Source organism: Pseudonocardia wallangbongensis (assembly GCF_054486945.1).
Map to the genome: position 1 here is coordinate 68231 of NZ_JBRERS010000013.1, position 16444 is coordinate 84674.

14 protein-coding genes are annotated in these 16444 nt (G+C 71.9%); 11 read left to right on the plus strand and 3 right to left on the minus strand.

Translation table 11 applies throughout. From position 1 onward, the window contains the following. Positions 1–65: 65 nt before the first annotated feature. On the plus strand, positions 66–836 hold the full coding sequence (locus ACU436_RS34250) for an IclR family transcriptional regulator (protein ID WP_459031210.1): 771 nt from the start codon (positions 66–68) through the stop codon (positions 834–836). Between the two features lie 1133 nt (positions 837–1969). On the opposite strand, the gene ACU436_RS34255 is transcribed toward ACU436_RS34250, so the two are convergent. Next, positions 1970–3634, minus strand: a complete 1665-nt coding sequence (locus ACU436_RS34255; protein ID WP_459031211.1) for a thiamine pyrophosphate-binding protein — start codon at positions 3632–3634, stop codon at positions 1970–1972. After that, the gene (locus ACU436_RS34260) at positions 3627–5093 is read right to left on the minus strand and encodes an aldehyde dehydrogenase family protein (RefSeq protein WP_459031212.1); all 1467 of its coding nucleotides are present in this window, start codon (positions 5091–5093) and stop codon (positions 3627–3629) included. Before ACU436_RS34260 ends, ACU436_RS34255 begins: the two co-directional genes overlap by 8 nt. Positions 5094–5220: 127 nt before the next feature. Here ACU436_RS34260 and ACU436_RS34265 point away from each other — a divergent pair, with 127 nt between their 5' ends. From ACU436_RS34265 to ACU436_RS34305, 9 genes are all read left to right on the plus strand, one after another. Further along, positions 5221–6552: a Rieske 2Fe-2S domain-containing protein gene (locus ACU436_RS34265; protein ID WP_459031213.1), complete on the plus strand. Its 1332-nt coding sequence runs from the start codon at positions 5221–5223 to the stop codon at positions 6550–6552. Beyond that, complete coding sequence (locus ACU436_RS34270; protein ID WP_459031214.1) at positions 6549–7073, plus strand: 3-phenylpropionate/cinnamic acid dioxygenase subunit beta; 525 nt, start codon at positions 6549–6551, stop codon at positions 7071–7073. The genes ACU436_RS34265 and ACU436_RS34270 overlap by 4 nt, the downstream gene beginning before the upstream one ends. Then, entirely contained in the window at positions 7070–7297 is a 228-nt protein-coding gene (locus ACU436_RS34275; RefSeq protein ID WP_459031215.1) for a hypothetical protein, read from the plus strand. Before ACU436_RS34270 ends, ACU436_RS34275 begins: the two co-directional genes overlap by 4 nt. Beyond that, a complete protein-coding gene (hcaB, locus tag ACU436_RS34280; protein WP_459031216.1) occupies positions 7294–8079 on the plus strand; it encodes a 3-(cis-5,6-dihydroxycyclohexa-1,3-dien-1-yl)propanoate dehydrogenase in 786 nt (261 codons plus the stop codon). Before ACU436_RS34275 ends, hcaB begins: the two co-directional genes overlap by 4 nt. Next, positions 8076–8795 carry a class II aldolase/adducin family protein gene (locus ACU436_RS34285; protein ID WP_459031217.1) on the plus strand — a complete coding sequence of 240 codons (720 nt, stop codon included), beginning with the start codon at positions 8076–8078 and terminating at the stop codon, positions 8793–8795. The genes hcaB and ACU436_RS34285 overlap by 4 nt, the downstream gene beginning before the upstream one ends. Before the next feature lie 129 nt (positions 8796–8924). Next, complete coding sequence (locus tag ACU436_RS34290; protein WP_459031218.1) at positions 8925–10217, plus strand: SLC13 family permease; 1293 nt, start codon at positions 8925–8927, stop codon at positions 10215–10217. A 73-nt stretch (positions 10218–10290) separates the two neighbouring features. Continuing rightward, complete coding sequence (locus tag ACU436_RS34295; protein ID WP_459031219.1) at positions 10291–10977, plus strand: class II aldolase/adducin family protein; 687 nt, start codon at positions 10291–10293, stop codon at positions 10975–10977. Positions 10978–11230: 253 nt separating this feature from the next. Continuing rightward, entirely contained in the window at positions 11231–11959 is a 729-nt protein-coding gene (locus ACU436_RS34300; RefSeq protein ID WP_459031220.1) for a hypothetical protein, read from the plus strand. A 4-nt stretch (positions 11960–11963) separates the two neighbouring features. Beyond that, the gene (locus tag ACU436_RS34305; RefSeq protein ID WP_459031221.1) at positions 11964–15197 is read left to right on the plus strand and encodes a bifunctional cytochrome P450/NADPH--P450 reductase; all 3234 of its coding nucleotides are present in this window, start codon (positions 11964–11966) and stop codon (positions 15195–15197) included. An 11-nt stretch (positions 15198–15208) separates the two neighbouring features. Here the strand turns inward: ACU436_RS34305 and ACU436_RS34310 are convergent, their stop codons facing one another. After that, the gene (locus tag ACU436_RS34310) at positions 15209–15400 is read right to left on the minus strand and encodes a hypothetical protein (protein ID WP_459031222.1); all 192 of its coding nucleotides are present in this window, start codon (positions 15398–15400) and stop codon (positions 15209–15211) included. Between the two features lie 91 nt (positions 15401–15491). Between ACU436_RS34310 and ACU436_RS34315 the strand changes: the two genes are divergently transcribed. Beyond that, positions 15492–16418 (plus strand): AEC family transporter, encoded by a 927-nt coding sequence (locus ACU436_RS34315; protein WP_459031223.1) that lies wholly within the window; start codon positions 15492–15494, stop codon positions 16416–16418. Positions 16419–16444: the final 26 nt, after the last annotated feature.

Sequence of the window (16444 nt, forward strand, 5' to 3'; positions counted from 1 at the left end):
TTCGACACCACCCCTTTGCGGAGTCTTCCCTGGTCGGGCTGCGCAGGTCAGCTACTGTTTCTGCTATGGAGAAATCGGCGCCCCGGCCGCAGTACCCGATCGAATCGGTCGACAACGCCCTGAAGATCCTCCTGCTGCTGGGCGAGCGGAGCGAGCTGCGGCTCACCGAGGTGGCCGAGTACCTCGGCGTGGCCTCGTCCACCGCCCACCGGCTGCTCGCGATGCTGCAGTACCGGGGGTTCGTCCGGCAGGAGCGCCGGTCGAAGGCCTACCTGCCCGGCACTGCGCTGACCGGGGTGGCGTTCTCGATCCTGCAGCGGTTCGACGTCCGGCAGACGCTGCACCCCTTCCTCGAGGAGCTGAACAAGGAGACCACCGAGACCGTCCACATGGCCGTGCTCGACGGTGCCACGGTGCGGTTCATCGACGCGATCGAGAGCCCCCGGGCGGTGCGGGTGGCCTCGCGGCTCGGGCAGTCCATGCCGGCGAACTGCACGTCGAGCGGGAAGGCGATGCTCGCGACGCTCACCACCGAGGCGCTGCACCAGCTGTACCCGACCGACGAGCTGCCGGGACTCACACCCCGGTCGATCCGCAGCCGGGACGCGCTGGAGAAGGAGCTCGGGAACATCCGCCGGCGCGGCTACTCCATCAGCTCCGAGGAGAGCGAGGAGGGGGTCTCCTCGATCGCCGTGGCCTTCCCCGTGGAGCACTCGACGTTGCGGCTCGCCTTCAACACCGCCGTCCCGGTGGGCAGGCTGCAGCGCGCCGACGTCAAGCGGATCGCGGAGCACATGCGGTCGACGGTGGAGCGGGCCTCGGAACTGATGCACTGATCAGGTGTCGGGGCCGTCGCCGCGGTTCGTCTCTCGTGGGCGGGCCCGGTCACCTCGGGACAGGATGCCCTCCAGGTCCGTCCCGGGTGTCGTTGCCGGCACCCGGGGTTGCGCAGGTCTCCTTCGTCAGGGTGATGGCCGGGTTGGGGTCACTACCGTCCCCCGGGGTGGCGTGGGCGGCCGTCCCCGATGTGGGGGCACGGCGGTTCTGGACGAGACCGTCGCCGTCGGGTGCCCACGCCACTGTCCGGTGGTCCCGAACGCAGCACCGACCCCCCGCCCTGAGCTGCGTGCCGTCCCGGGGTACCGCGTTCGAGTTGTCCGGGGCGCAGTAGTCCGACGTCGGGCCGGTGGACCCGCGCGCGGGTCGGTTCCGCGGAACGCACCCGAACTCTCACCGCAGCCGTGATGCGGGTGGGGTCGGGACCACCGGATGGTCCGCGCGCACTCGGCGGTGACGGTCTCGTCGGGGACTGGCGTGCGTGACAGCCGGGGACGGCCGCCGACGCAACCCCAGGGGTCGGTGGTGCCCCCAACCCGGGCACCCACCCGAGGCGACGGGGTTCGACGAACCGGAGCGAACACGCGCGAGGCCGGCGGCGGGAGGTGGGGCCGGTAGCGGCCGGTCGGGTACGGCGCGCCCACCGCAGCGGATCCTCGGGGAATGCTCGCGCCGCGCAGCGGTGCGGCCCGTGATCGATGCGAGCAGCACTCGGCTGCGGCCGGGACCGCGCTGGGGTACTTCTCGCGACCCGTGATCGGCCCGAGCAGTACACCAGCGTGGTGGTCGCGACCGTGGTGTGCGGCTCGCCGGGGCTGGCGCGGTCGGCGACGGCCCGGGGTCGCCACCGGGAGGCTCGTGGACTGCAGGGGTGATCGGCGGGCGGGCGGATCGAGGGTGGTGCCCGGTCCCCCCGTCGAGCCGGCTCTTGAGGTGGCCTCCGTGGTGGTCGTGATCAGCAGGATCGGGACATGCACTGCACCTATGCAGCTCATGTCCCGATCGCGCCGATCATGGCGCTCGGACCATCGGCTTGATCAGCAGATGGGTGCACACATGGCCACATGTGGCTGCCCACGCACCGAAGCCGTGATCATGGCACTCCATGCCACCTCCGGCGCGGGCCGACGTGTCAGCGTGCCGACGGGGGCACCAGGCCCGGCGGGAGCCCTTCCATCCGGTCCTGGACGACGTCGACGATGCTCGGCCCCGGCTGGGCGAGCGCCTCCTCGATCGCCGGCCGGAGCTCGGCGTCGGTGGTGACGCGGGCGCCGTGGGCGCCGAGGAGGCGGGCGTACGCGGCGAGGTCGGGGTTGTCCAGGAAGACGCCGTGGTAACGGCCGCCGTGGGCGCTGCGCTGGCGGTCGCGGGTGTTGCCGTAGGCGTAGTTGTTCACCACGACGTTGACGACGGGGATGCGTTCGCGCACGCAGGTCTCGAGGTCCTGGGCCACCATCCAGAAGCTGCCGTCGCCGCTGAGCGCCACCACCCGCTGGTCGGGGCGGGCGATCGCCAGCCCCATCGCGGCCGGGAAGCCCCAGGCCATCGCCCCGCCCGCCGAGCCGTGGTAGCTGCCCGCGCGGTCGAAGCCCACGTGCCGGGCGATCCAGGGGCCGAACGTGTGGACGTCCTGCACGAGCACGGTGCCGTCCCGGTCGGCGAGCTCCTGGACCGCACGGGTCAGAGCCGCCGACGACACCCCTGCACCCGGTGCGGTGGCCGGTGGGAGGGTCGCGGCGTCGGCGAACTCCTTGCGCAGGGTGTCGCGGCGGCGCTGCCGCCGGTCGGCGCGGGCGCGGTCGGCGTCCGCCAGCGGGCGGACGGCGGCGGCGAGGGCCCGGGCCGCCGCGGTGGCGTCGGAGACGAGGCCGACCTGCGGCGGGTGCACGCGGCCGAGCTCGTCCGGGTCGATGTCGACGTGCACCAGCTGCGCCCCGGCGGGCACGAGCGTCCAGCGCTTGGTGGTGAACTCGGAGAACCGGCAGCCCAGCGCGACGATCACGTCGGCGTCGCGGACGAGCTGGTCGGACACGTCGTGCGCGCCGTAGCCGAGCGGGCCGAGGTAGGCCGGGTGGCCGTTCGGCACGGCGTTCTTGCGCAGCCAGGTGCTGACGACCGGCGCCCCGGCGGCGTCGGCGAGGTCGATCAGGGCGGCCGGCTCGCGGGCGCCACCGCCCGCGATGATCGCGGGCCGCTCGGCGGACGCGAGCAGCCACGCGGCCTCGGCGATCCCGGCGGGATCGGGCGCGGCCGGGTGGAACCGCACCTTCGGGCCGGGGACGGCGGTGGTGGCGGCCTGCAGCAGGTCCAGCGGCAGTGACACGACCACCGGGCCCGGTCGGCCCGTCACGGCCGTGCGGACGGCCCGCTGCAACAGCTCGGGTATCCGCTGCGGCCGGTGGATCTCGACGGCCCACTTGCACATCGGCCGGAACGCGGCCACGACGTCCATCTCCTCGAAGGAGCGCCGCTCGACGATGGAGGTCGGGACCTGCCCGACCAGAGCGAGCATCGGGATCGACTCGTCGTGCGCGTTCTGCACGGCGATGGCGAGGTTGGCCGCGCCCGGCCCGCGGGAGGCCAGGCACACCCCGAGCGGCCCGCCGGCCCGGGAGAACCCGTCCGCCATGAACCCCGCCACCTGCTCGTGCCGGGTGGAGAGGTAGCGGATCTCGTCCTGCCGGGCGAGGGAGTCGATCAGCTCCATGATCGTGGTGCCGGGCAGCCCGAACACGTGCGTGATGCCCTCGGCCGCGAGGCACTCGACGACGAGGTCGGCCCCGTTGCGCTCAGACAAGAACGTTCACCGCCTTGATCTCGGTGTAGCTGAGCAGCTCCTCGACGCACTCCTCCCGGTCGATCCCGGACGACTTCGTGCCGCCGAACGGCACGCCCCAGAAGTGCCGGGACGAGCCGTTGACCCAGACGTAGCCCGCTTCGAGCCGGTCGGTCAGCGACAGCGCGGTGGAGACGTCCCGCGTCCAGATGCTGGCGGTGAGGCCGTAGTCGACACCGTTGGCGATCGTGACCGCGTCGTCGAGGTCGGTGTAGGTGAGTACGGACATCACGGGCCCGAACACCTCCTCCTGGGCGATCCGCATGTCCGGCCGCACGCCGGTGAAGACCGTCGGCTGCAGGTAGTGGCCGCGGTCGAGCCCGTCGGGGCGCTTCCCGCCGTAGGCCAGCTCCGCGCCCTCGCCCGCGGCGATGTCGATGTAGCGCCGCGACTTCTCGTACTGCGCCCGGGACGCGAGCGGTCCCATCTGGGTGTCCGGGTCGAGGGGCGATCCGATCCGGATCGCGGCGATCCGCTCGAGCACGCGGCCGAGCACCTCGTCGGCAACCGAGGCGTGCAGGAGCACGCGGGAGGTCGAACCGCAGGACTGGCCTTCCGACCAGGCGAAGTTCATCCCCCCGACGATGCCGGCGGCCGCCGCGTCCAGGTCGGCGTCGGGGCAGACGATCAACGCGTTCTTGCCGCCGAGCTCGAGGCTGACCCCCTTGACGCCGACCTCGGCGGCGTCGCGCTGGATGATCCGGCCCACCCGCTCGCTCCCGATGAACCCGATCCGCCGGACGAGCGGGTGGCGCACGAGCGCGCTCGACGCGGTGGGCCCGTTGCCGGTGATCACCGACAGCACGCCGGGTGGCAGGACGTCGGCGGCGATCTCGGCCAGCCGCAGCGCCGAGAGCGGCGTGATGTCCGACGGCTTGAGCACCACGGCGTTGCCGGCCATCAGGGGTGCGGCGATCTTCGCGGCGGCGAACATGGCCGGGTGGTTGAACGGCACGATCCGGGCCACCACGCCGAACGGCACCCGCCGAGTGAAGTGCAGGTTCTCCACCGAGGCGGGGATCGTCTGCCCGCCGAGGTGCGAGGCGTAGTCGGCGAACAGCTCCAGCACCTCGGCGCCCCACCCGACGTCGCCGCGCATCGCGGTGACCGGGTTGCCGGAGTCGAGCGCGTCGAGCAGGGCCAGCTCGCCGGCGTGGGCACGCAGCGCCTCGGCGAGTGCGCGCAGCCTGCGTCCGCGCTCCCGCGCGTCGACCCGGCGCCAGGCCGTCGCGGCGTCGGCGGCCGCCCGCACGGCGGCGTCGACGTCCTCCGCGCTCGCGTCCGGCGCGACCGCGAGTGTCTCCTCGGTGGCGGGGCACTCCACCTCGTAGGTCCGGCCGCCGGTCGCCTGCCGGGCCTCCCCGCCCAGGTGGAGGAGCCACTCGCGGTCCGCGACCATGGCGTCCGTCGTCGTCGACATCCAGTTCTCCCGCAGCTAGGAAAGTCTCTCTGCTTCCCAGAAGCTAGCCGTTGACATCGGACGACGTGAAGGGCGATTCTGTGATGAGGAGCAACGCTCTGTGATACAGAGAAAGGGGGAGGCCTCGATGGGTGATCTGGGCTCCGTCCTTGCGGACGTCCGGCGGGGGATGATCCCGGCCCACATCTACAACGACGAGGAGGTCTTCCGGCTCGAGCGGGAACACCTCTTCGGCCGGACCTGGGTGTTCGTGGGCCACACCTCGGAGATCCCGCAGCCGGGCGACTACGTCGTGCGCCGGGTGCTGGAGGACTCGTTCATCGTCGCCCGCGGCGAGGACGGCGTGGTCCGGGCGCTGTTCAACATGTGCCTGCACCGGGGGATGCAGGTGTGCCGGGCGGAGCTGGGCAACGCCTCGCACTTCCGCTGCCCCTACCACGGCTGGTCCTACCGCAACGACGGCCGGCTGGTCGGGCTGCCGTTCCACCGCGAGGCCTACGGCGGCGAGGAGGGGTTCCGCCGCAAGGGGCAGGCGTTGCTGCCCGCGCCGCGGCTGGACACCTACCGCGGCCTGATCTTCGTGAGCCTGGACCCGGACGCGCCGCCGCTGCGGGAGCACCTGGGCGACTTCGCGTTCTACCTGGACTACTACACGAACCAGTCCGGGAGCGGGATCGAGCTGCGCGGGCCGCAGCGCTGGCGGATCAAGGCGAACTGGAAGATCGGCGCCGAGAACTTCGGGGGCGACATGTACCACACGCCCCACACGCACACGAGCGTCGTCGAGATCGGGCTCTTCCGCGAGCCGAAGGCCGAGAAGCGCAAGGACGGCTGCACGTACTGGGCGGGCAACGGTGGCGGCACCACCTACAAGCTCCCGCCGGGCACGCTGGAGGAGCGGCTGCGCTACGTCGGCTACCCGGACGTGATGATCGAGCGGATGAAGCGGACCTGGTCGCGCGAGCAGCTCGACGTCGTCGGCCGGGACGGCTTCATGATCTCCGCGGCCTCGGTGTTCCCGAACCTCTCGCTGGTGCACAACTGGCCGCGGGTCGAGGACTCCGAGGACGTCCTCCCGTTCATCTCGCTCCGCACCTGGCAGCCGATAGGGCCGGACGAGACGGAAGTGCTGTCCTGGTTCGCCGTCGACGCCGAGGCGCCGGAGGAGTTCAAGGCGCTGTCGTACAAGGCGTACCTGATGTGCTTCGGCTCCACCGGGATGTTCGAGCAGGACGACGTCGAGAACTGGGTGTCGCTCACCAGCACGGCGGCCGGCTCGATGGCGCGGCGGCTCCTGCTGAACAGCCGGATGGGACTGCTCGAGGACGACACGCCCGTGGTCGCGCCGCTCGGGCCGGACCAGTTCGCCGGGCCGGGCGAGGCGCACGTCGGGTACGGCGAGTACAACCAGCGCCACCTCCTGGCCCGCTGGGCCGACCACCTGGAGGTGTCGCTATGACCACGTCGCTGCCGTTCAACGACGAGAGGCACCTGCAGGCCCACCACTGGCTGGTGGACGAGGCCTACCTGCTCGACGCCCAGCGCTACGACGAGTGGCTCGACCTGCTCGCCGAGGACATCCACTACGTCATGCCGGTGCGGGTCACCACCGCCGTCGGTGCCGGGTTCGACACCTCGCCGGGGATGGCGCACTTCGACGAGAACAAGTACTCGCTCTCGCGCCGCGTGGCCCGGTTCCGCACCGAGCACGCCTGGACCGAGGACCCGCCGTCGCGGCTGCGCCACCACCTGGCGAACGTGCGGACCTTCGCCACCGACGATCCCGATCAGCTCCTCGTCGAGTCGGCGGTGCTGCTCTACCGGAGCCGGGGCGACGTCCGGGAGGCGGCGGTGATCTCGGCGGGCCGGGAGGACGTCCTGCGCCGGGCACCGCACGGCGGGGGCTGGCAGCTCGCGCGGCGCACGATCCTGGTGGACGACGCGGTGCTGCGCACCCAGAACCTGGCGATATTCCTGTGACCGCGCACGAGGCGATCGTGATCGCCAACGAGTTCGCTGAGGTGCGCGTGTCGCGGATCGAGACCCGCAACGGGGCGCGGCTGCTCATCGAGTCGCCCAAGTCCGGGCAGTGGGTGACGCTCTGCCCGCTGGAGGCCGAGGCGTTGACCTGGCAGAACCCGCAGACGTTCTCGGCGATGATCGGCAACCCGCGCGGCCCGCTGATCTCGGAGGAGGACGAATGACCGGCTGGCTGGACGGGCGCCGGGCGCTCGTCGTCGGCGCCGGGTCCGGCATCGGGCGGGCCGTCGTCGACGCGTTCCGGGCCGAGGGCGCCCGGGTGGCCGCCCTGGAGCGGGACGAGGCGAAGTGCCGCGCGCTCGAGGCGGAGATCGGCCCCGACTGCCCCGTCGTCCGGGGCGACGCCACCACGCGCGCGGCCAACGAGGAGGCGGTCGCCGCCACCGTGTCGGCGTTCGGCGGGCTGGACGTGCTGGTCAACTGCGTCGGGGTGTTCGACTTCTACCGCGGGCTCGGCGAGCTGGACGCCGACGGCCTCGACGAGGCGTTCGACGAGATGTTCGCGGTGAACGTGAAGAGCCAGCTGCACGCGGCGAAGGCGGCGCTGCCGGCGCTGCGGGAGTCCGGGGGCTCGATCGTCCTGACCGAGTCGACCTCGGCCTACCACGCGGGGCGGGGTGGCGTCCTGTACGTGTCGTCCAAGTTCGCGGTGCGCGGCCTGGTCACCGCGCTCGCCCACGAGCTGGCTCCGGACATCCGGGTCAACGCCGTCGCCCCCGGCGGCACCGTGGGCACCGACCTGCGCGGGCTGCGCAGCCTCGGCCTCGACGAACGCAGCCTGGGGGCCACTCCGAACCGGGAGGCCGAGCTGGCCGCCCGGGTGCCGCTGCGGGTCGCGCTGTCCGGGGCGGACCACGCCTGGAGCTACGTGTTCCTCGCCTCGGACCGCTCGCGCGGCATCACCGGCGGCGTCGTGCACTCCGACGGGGGGATCGCGGTCGCATGAGTGAAGAGCTCGGGCCGTTGCGGGCGTTGATCGCGCAGGCGTGCCGGGTGCTGGCCGCGCGGGGCCTGTCCGACGGCATCCTCGGCCACGTCAGCCTGCGCGTCGACGAGAGCCGGCTGCTCATCCGCTGCCGCGGGCCGGCCGAACGCGGCCTCGCGTTCACGACCGACGCCGACGTCCGCCTCGTCGACCTCGACGGGAACGCCGGAGCCGCGGGCGAGCTCGACGGCGGGTACGCACCGCCGAACGAGCTGCCGCTGCACACCGAGGTCCTGCGCCGCCGCGCGGACGTCGACGCGGTCGTGCACGCCCACCCGCCGGACGTCGTCGCCGCCGACCTCGCGGGGATCGCGATCCGCCCGATCGTCGGCGCGTTCGACATCCCCGGCACCCGCCTCGCGGCCGGCGGGGTGCCCGTCCACCCGCGCGGGGTGTTGATCCGCGACCGGCGGCTCGCGGCGGAGATGGTGGAGTCGATGGGGGACCGGCCGGTGGTCGTGCTCCGCGCGCACGGGCTCACGAGCGCTGCGGCGGGCGTCGAGCAGGCCGTGCTGCAGGCGCTCGGCGTCGACCGGCTGGCCCGGCTGTCGCTGCGCGTCGTGAGCGCCGGTGGCACGCTCGCCGACCTCCCGGAGGCCGACATGGCGGAGCTGCCCGACCTCGGCACCGGGTTCAACACGGCCACGGCGTGGCGGCACGAGCTGGCGAACCTGTGACAACAACCCGCGACGACCAACCCGTGACAAAACGGACACGACCGGCCTGGGGTTGACACTGACGGACGAATAGAAGAAGGTCTTTCCGCAAAGCAGAGAAGCACGCCGCAAGCTCGAAGGGGAGCTGCCGTGTCCATCCACGTCATCGGGGTAGTGGCCCTCGTACTCGTCTTCGTCATCGGCACGCTGCGGCCGGTGAGCATCGGCGTCCTCGCGCTGATCGCCACGTTCCTCATCGGCACGCTCGTCGCGGGCGAGAGCGTGAAGGAGCTGCTCGACGGCTTCCCGCCCGACCTGTTCGTCCTGCTCGTCGGCGTGACGTACCTGTTCGGCCTCGCGGCCGTGAACGGCACGATCGAATGGCTCATCGACCGCGCGGTCGGCCTGCTCGGCGATCGTCCGGTGCTCGTGCCGTGGCTGATCTTCGTGTTCTCGGCGGTGCCGACCACGGCGGGAGCCCTGGGCCCGGCCGGGGTCGCGATGCTCGCGCCGCTGTGCCTGCGACTGGGCGAGCGCTACGGCATCGACCGGCGCATGTCCGCGCTGATGGTCATGCACGGCTCGTGCCTCGGGAACTTCTCGCCGCTCAACGGCCTGGCGGTGATCGTTCGGCAGGCGCTGGACCACAACGGTCTCTCGGTGTCGTCCGCGGGCCTGTTCTTCGGCAACGCCGCCTACAACATCGTGCTCGCCGTCGTGATCTTCCTGCTGTTCGGCGGGCGGAAGCTGTGGCGCGAGCGCGGGGTCGAGGTGCGCGACGAGGAGGCGACTCCCGGCGCGGGCGGCGGGGTGGCCGTGCGAGAGACCACCCGCACGCCCCTGCGGGCCGACCAGGTGACCACGCTCGTCGTCGTGATCGCGGTGGCCGTCGGGGCGCTCGTGTTCAACTTCGAGATCGGGTTCACGGCGCTCATCGCGGCCGCGCTGCTGCACCTGCTGTTCCCCGAGCGGTTCGCGAAGGCCGACCGGCAGATCGTGTGGTCGGTGGTGCTGCTGATCTGCGGCGTCGTCACCCTCGTCGGGGCGATGCAGCGCTACGGCACGATCGACGCGATCGGCGACGCCATCGCCGGGCTGGGTGCCCCGCTCCTGATCGGGTTCCTGCTGTGCGTGGTCGGGGCGTTCACGTCCGCGTTCGCCTCCAGCGCCGGGCTGCTCGGCGTGCTCATCCCGCTCGCGGTGCCGTTTCTCGTCCAGGGTGAGATAGGGGTGAGCGCCATGATCACTGCGTTGGCGATCTCGGCGACCGTGGTCGACTCGACGCCGTTCTCGTCCGTCGGCGCGCTGACGCTGGCCAACGCGCCGGAGGCCGAACGCCCGGTGTTGTTCCGCACGATGTTGATCTGGGGGCTGAGCATGGCCGTCACGGCGCCGGTGTTCACCTGGCTGCTGTTCATCCTGCCGAGCGGGCTCGCATCGTGAGCGAGCTTGCGAGCGAACCATGGACACAGCGCCCTGGGCGAATGCCCGCGACGAGCGCCAGCGAGGAGCTGGTATGAGCCCGCCCGAGCTCGTCGCGACCGCGTCCCGGATCCTCGCGGCCGCGGGGCACGACGACCTGATCTGGGGCCACGCCTCCGTCCGGGATCCCGGCGGCACGGGCGTGTGGATCAAGTCGGCCGAGTGGGGTCTCGGTGAGGTCACCCCGGACCGGGTGCACCTGGTGGACGCCGACGGCGTCGTCCGGAGCGGCGAGGGGGTGCGGCACAGCGAGTACCCGATCCACACCGAGATCATGGCCGCGCGCCCCGACGTGGGCGCCGTCGTGCACACCCACCCACCGCACGCCGTGGCGCTCGCCGCGACCGGGCAGCCGCTGCGGCCGGTCAGCCACGCCGCCAACGGCTTCGTGCCGCCCGAGGTGCCGCGCTTCACCGACACCGCGGACCTCGTCCTCACCCCCGAACTCGGCCGGGCGGTGGCCGGCGCCCTCGGCGGCGCCCGGGCGATGTTCCTGGTCAACCACGGCATCGTCACGGTGGGGGAGACGCTGGAGGAGGCCACCGTGGCGGCGGTGCTCCTCGAACGCGCCTGCGAGCAGCAGATCCTGACCCACATGGCCGGCGGCTGGCCGACCTGGTCGGCCCCCGAGGAGTCGCTGGCGAAACGCGAGCACATCTACCACGACAAGGCCGTAGCAGCGGTATGGGAATACCTGGTGCGACAGCTGAACGGCGTTTGAGTCGCACTATGGATCCATACTGCTGTTTCGAGGCGCGCCAAATAGCAGTATGGATCCATAGTGCTGTCTGGGACACCCGAAACAGCCCGCGCGATCCGCCCAGGCCTCGTTCGGCCGCTCGTAGCAGCCGCAACTCCCGACCGTGCCGGTCCGCTGCCGGTGCGTAGTGCTCGGCCGGAATGCCTTGACCGGCACTGTGAGCGGCGCTAAACCTCCGCGGCGGGCGACGACGGCGGCCCGCCCGGAGGGGGTCATGGTCGAGACTCCGCGGCGCCCGGATCCCGGCGCAGAGCCAGCGGTCGATGCGCGGTGGCGGCAGGTCCGGGCGCTGGGGCGGATGAGCGCGCTGTCGGGGATGGTCTTCGCCGGGCTGTCCGTGGTGGCGATGGTCCTGGTGCAGCGAGCGCCGAAGCTCGGGGACCCGGACCCCGTCTACGCGACGTTCTACGCCGCGGGCGGCTCGGCGCTGGCCACCCTCGGGATCTACGTCGTGCCGTTCGCCGGGATCGCCCTGCTCTGGCACCTCTCCGCCACGAGGGCGATGTTCCGGGCGGTGCCCCGGGAGTTCTCACCGGTGCAGGCCTGGCTGCAGATGGCCGCCGGCCTGCTGTTCCTCTGCATGATGTTCGTCGGCTCGGCGGCCGTCGGGGCGGTGGCCCTGCTCGGCACGTTCGCGGTGAACCCGTTGCCGGCGCCGGACGTGGCGCGGGCCCTCGCCGCGGTCGGCTACGGACTGCTGTTCATCTTCGGTGTCCGGATGGCCGGCATGTACATGATCACGACCATCGGCATGGCCGTGACGGCCGGTCTCCTGCCGCGGTGGTTGGCCCTCATCGGATACCTGGCGGCGACCTTCCTGCTGGTCAGCACGACGTACCACCCGGTGGTGCTGCTGGTGTTCCCGGCCTGGGTCGTGGTTGTGAGCGTCGCTCTGCTCCTGCGCGCCGGCCGGTCCGCCGCGCCCGAACGCACAAGGAAGTGACCCCATGTCGACACCGATCCCCATCGAGGAGCTGCCCGGCCCGAACGCCCTGCCGGTGATCGGGAACCTGCTCGACATCGACGCCGCCAGTCCGTTCATCGGGCTGATGGAACTGGTACGGCAGTACGGGCCGATCTTCCGGCTCGTCACCCCCTCCGGGCCGCGGTTGATCCTCAGCGGTGCCGAGCTGGTGGACGAGGTCTGCGATGACAACCGGTTCGACAAGAAGGTCGGTGGCGGCCTGGCGAACCTCCGCAAGGGGGCCGTCGGGTCGGGCCTCTTCACCGCCGACACCGCCGATCCACTGTGGCACCGAGCGCACAACATCCTGCTGTCCCCGTTCAGCCTGCAGTCGATGCAGGACTACATGCCGATGATGCTCGACCTCGCCGACCAGCTGATGGAGAAGTGGGAGCGGGTCAACCCGGACGAGGAGGTGGACGTCCCGGCCGACATGACCCGGCTGACCCTGGACACCATCGCGCTCTGCGGGTTCGGCTACCGGTTCAACTCGTTCTACCGCGACACCCAGCACCCGTTCGTCACCGCGATGCTGAGCACCCTGGCCGAGTCGCAGCGACGAGCCCGCGAGCTGCCCATCCAGACCCGGCTGCGGATACGCGCCCAGCGCCGGGTTGAAGAGGACCAGGCGTTCATGAACGACCTGGTGGACAAGATCATTGCCGAGCGCAAGGCCCAAGGCGCCGAGGGTGAGACCCGCGACCTGCTCGGCCGGATGCTGAACGGGGTGGACCGGGAGACCGGCGAGGGCCTGCCCGACGAGAACATCCGCGCGCAGTGCATCACCTTCCTGGTGGCCGGCCACGAGACCACCAGCGGCCTGCTGTCGTTCGCGCTCCATTTCCTGCTCAAGCACCCCGAGGTCGTCGATCGAGCGCGGGCCGAGGTGGACGAGGTGCTCGGCAGCACGACGCAGCCCAGCTTCGAGCAGGTGCACCGGCTGCGCTACGTGAGCCAGATCCTCCACGAGTCGCTGCGGTTGTGGCCCACCGCGCCCGGGTTCAACCGCACGCCGTACGAGGACACGGTGATCGGCGGCCGGTATGCGATCCCGGCCGGCACACCGATCACCGTGCTGACCCCGTCTCTGCACCGTGACCAGAGCGTGTGGGGTCCGGACGCCGAGGAGTTCAACCCCGACCACGTCGCCCCGGAACGGCTCGCGGAGCTGGGCCCCAACGTGTTCAAGCCGTTCGGAACCGGCCAGCGTGCCTGCATCGGCCGCCAGTTCGCCCTGCAGGAGGCCGTCCTCGTGCTGGGCATGTTGTTGCAGCGCTTCGAGTTCGTCGACCTCCACGACTACCAGCTGAAGATCAAGACGACCCTGACGATCAAGCCGGACGACTTCCGGATCCTGGTGCGCCGCCGGCCCGACCGTCCGATCGACCACCGCAGGGCGGCAGCCGGGACCGACGGCCGGGTCACGGCTCCCGCCGCCACCGAGGCGCCGGCCGTGCTCGCGGTGGAGCGGCACGGCACCCCGCTCCACGTGCTGTACGGGTCCAACCTCGGCACGGCCGAGGGCATCGCCACCAAGCTGGGCAGGGAGGGCACCGAGCGCGGCTTCGCGGTGACCGTCGGCGCACTGGACGACCACGTGGGCGCGCTGCCTGCCGACGGTGCGACGATCGTGGTCTGCGCCTCCTACAACGGCATGCCGCCGGAGAACGCCGCGCGGTTCTGCGCCTGGCTGCGCGACCCGGCGACGCCGGCGGACGCCTGTGCCGGCGTGCGGTACACGGTCTTCGGCTGCGGCAACAGCGAGTGGGCCACCACCTACCAGGCCGTGCCGACCGCGCTGGACGCCGAGCTCGAGGCCCACGGCGCGCGGCGTGTGCACCCGCGCGGGGAGGGGGACGCGCGGGCCGACTTCGACGCGGCGTACCGCGGCTGGCACGGGGAGCTCTGGCCCGATCTCGCGGAGGCCTTCGCGCTGCCCGCGGCCGTGGCCGCCCCGGTGGCCGCGGGACCGCGCCTCACCGTCTCGTTCGTCAACCGCCAGCTGGCGAACCCGGTGATCATGTCCTACCGCGCGCGGCCCACCGTGGTCCGGGCGAACCGGGAGCTGGGCGGGATGGCGGCGGGCCGGTCCACGCGGCACGTCGAGGTCGCGCTGCCCGCCGGTACGACCTACCGCGCAGGCGACCACCTCGGGGTGCTGCCGCGCAACAGCGTCGACCTCATCCAGCGTGTGATGCGGCGGTTCACCCTCGACGCGGGGACGTATCTGACGATCATCCCCAACAGCGGCTCGCACACCCACCTGCCCATCGACGAGCCTGCGCCGCTGCTCGGAGTGCTGGGCAGCTGCGTGGAGCTGCAGGACATCGCCTCCCGGTCGGACATCGAGACGATGGCCCGCTACACCGAGGACCCGGTGCAGCGGGCCGAGCTGCTGGCCCTCACCGGCGACGACGAGGAGAGCACCCGTCGGTACCGGGAGGAGGTGTTCTTCCCGTACCGGTCGCAGCTGGACCTGCTGGAGCAGTTCCCGGCCTGCTCACTGCCGTTCGAGGTCTACCTCGACATGCTGCCCCCGCTCCGGCCCCGCTACTACTCGATCTCGTCGTCGCCGCTCGTCGACGCCGACGTCTGCAGCATCACGACCGGGGTGCTGCGGGTGCCGGCCCGCAGCGGTGACGGCGAGTTCCGCGGCATCTGCTCGAACCACCTGGCGGTGCTGGCGCCGAACAGCACGGTGTTCACGTTCGTCCGCGAGCCCACCATCGCCTTCCGGCCACCGAGCGACCCGGCCACCCCAATGATCATGATCGGGGCCGGCACCGGGCTGGCGCCGTTCCGGGGCTTCCTGCAGGACCGGGCGGCCACCGCCGAGCGCGGCACCCCCGTCGGCCCCTCGCTGCTGTTCTTCGGCTGCCGCGACCCCGAGCAGGACCAGCTCTACGCCGACGAGCTGCGGGACCTCGGCAAGCTCGCCTCCACCACGCTGCACACGGTGTTCTCGGGCCGTCCCGAGGACGGGCGGCGCTACGTGCAGCACGAGATGCTCCACCGCCACGACGAGGTCTGGGACCTGCTGGAGCGCGGCGCGGTGATCTTCGTGTGCGGCAACGCCAACACGATGGCCCCCGGCGTGCGGGCGGCGCTGGTCGACATCTACCGGCAGCACACCGGGGGCACGTCGGCGCAGGCGCAGGACTGGCTGGCGGACCTGCGCGCCCAGGACCGGTTCCTGGAGGACATCTGGGGCGGGTGACGCCAGGGGCCTCACCTCAACTCGAACAGCTCGACGGGGTGGACGGTGCCGGCGATCATGTCGTCGTCCCAGCCGCGCAGGTTGTCGTTGACGTCCATGCCGAAGAGGCGGCCGTGGTCGATCGCGAGCAGGCCGACGCCGTCGAGGGAGTGCTTCCAGAGGGTGCCGTGGTCGACCTGGAACGGGTAGTCGGGTCCTGTCAACAGGCGGACATGCAGGTCCGAATGGATATGCCCCGACTCGGGCGCCTGCGGCCTGCGTCACAGCTCTAACCTGGTAAGACGTGACTGTGGCGTGAACGGGGTAGTCGACGCATTCGTCGTGATCGGGGCCGTCGTCGCGGTCGGCTACTTCGTCGGGCGGGCGGGGGTGCTCGGCCCCGCCGCCACCCAGGTGCTCTCGCGCGCGGCGTTCTTCGTCGCATCCCCCGCGCTGCTGTTCAGCACGCTCGCCCGCACGGACGTGGCGGCCGTGTTCTCCGAGGGACTGCTCGTCACGGCCGTGACGAGCGTCCTGACGTGCCTGCTGTACGTGCCGGTCGGGCTGCTGCGCAGGCGGCCCGCGGGGGAGACCACCGTGGGGGCGATGGCGAGCGGCTACGTGAACGCGGGGAACCTCGGGCTGCCGATCGCCACGTACGCGCTGGGGAACGTGACCGAGGCCGTCCCCGTGCTGGTGTTCCAGCTCGCGGTGCTCACCCCGTTCTTCACGACGGTGCTCGGGGTGCTGTCGGAGCGGGCCGACGGGGCGCGGCCGTCGCCGTGGCGGATGGTGAGCGCACCGCTGCGCAACCCGATCGCGCTGGCCACGGGCGCCGGGATCGCCGTGTCCGCGACGGGGCTCGTCCCACCCGCGCCCCTGATCGCGCCGATCGAGCTGATCTCGGACCTCGCGGTGCCCGGGATGCTGCTCGCGTTCGGGATCTCGCTGTGCGGGGCGAAACGGCCGGGAGCGGGGGAGACCGCACCGCTGCTCGCGACCGTGCTGCTGCTCAAGTGCATCGTCCACCCGGCGCTGGCGCTGCTCCTCGGCCTGGTGCTCGGGCTCGAGGGGCACGGGTTGCTCGCGGTGGTGGTCTGCGCGGCCCTCCCGACCGCCCAGAACGTCTTCGGCTACGCGGTGCGGTTCGAGCAGGGCGAGGTGCTCGGGCGGGATGCGGCGCTGAGCACGACGGTGGTCAGCGTCCCGGTCCTGTTCGCGGTGGTCGCCGTGCTGGCGTGAGGAGGGGCCGGGCAAGATACGGCCGA

Bases quoted from the DNA above. Each gene is read 5' to 3' on its own strand.
- ACU436_RS34270 (WP_459031214.1), top strand. From the start codon at position 6,549: ATGACCACGTCGCTGCCGTTCAACGACGAGAGGCACCTGCAGGCCCAC.
- ACU436_RS34250 (WP_459031210.1), top strand. From the start codon at position 66: ATGGAGAAATCGGCGCCCCGGCCGCAGTACCCGATCGAATCGGTCGAC.
- ACU436_RS34265 (WP_459031213.1), top strand. From the start codon at position 5,221: ATGGGTGATCTGGGCTCCGTCCTTGCGGACGTCCGGCGGGGGATGATC.
- ACU436_RS34285 (WP_459031217.1), top strand. From the start codon at position 8,076: ATGAGTGAAGAGCTCGGGCCGTTGCGGGCGTTGATCGCGCAGGCGTGC.
- ACU436_RS34305 (WP_459031221.1), top strand. From the start codon at position 11,964: ATGTCGACACCGATCCCCATCGAGGAGCTGCCCGGCCCGAACGCCCTG.
- hcaB (WP_459031216.1), top strand. From the start codon at position 7,294: ATGACCGGCTGGCTGGACGGGCGCCGGGCGCTCGTCGTCGGCGCCGGG.
- ACU436_RS34295 (WP_459031219.1), top strand. From the start codon at position 10,291: ATGAGCCCGCCCGAGCTCGTCGCGACCGCGTCCCGGATCCTCGCGGCC.
- ACU436_RS34300 (WP_459031220.1), top strand. From the start codon at position 11,231: ATGGTCGAGACTCCGCGGCGCCCGGATCCCGGCGCAGAGCCAGCGGTC.
- ACU436_RS34260 (WP_459031212.1), bottom strand. From the start codon at position 5,093: ATGTCGACGACGACGGACGCCATGGTCGCGGACCGCGAGTGGCTCCTC.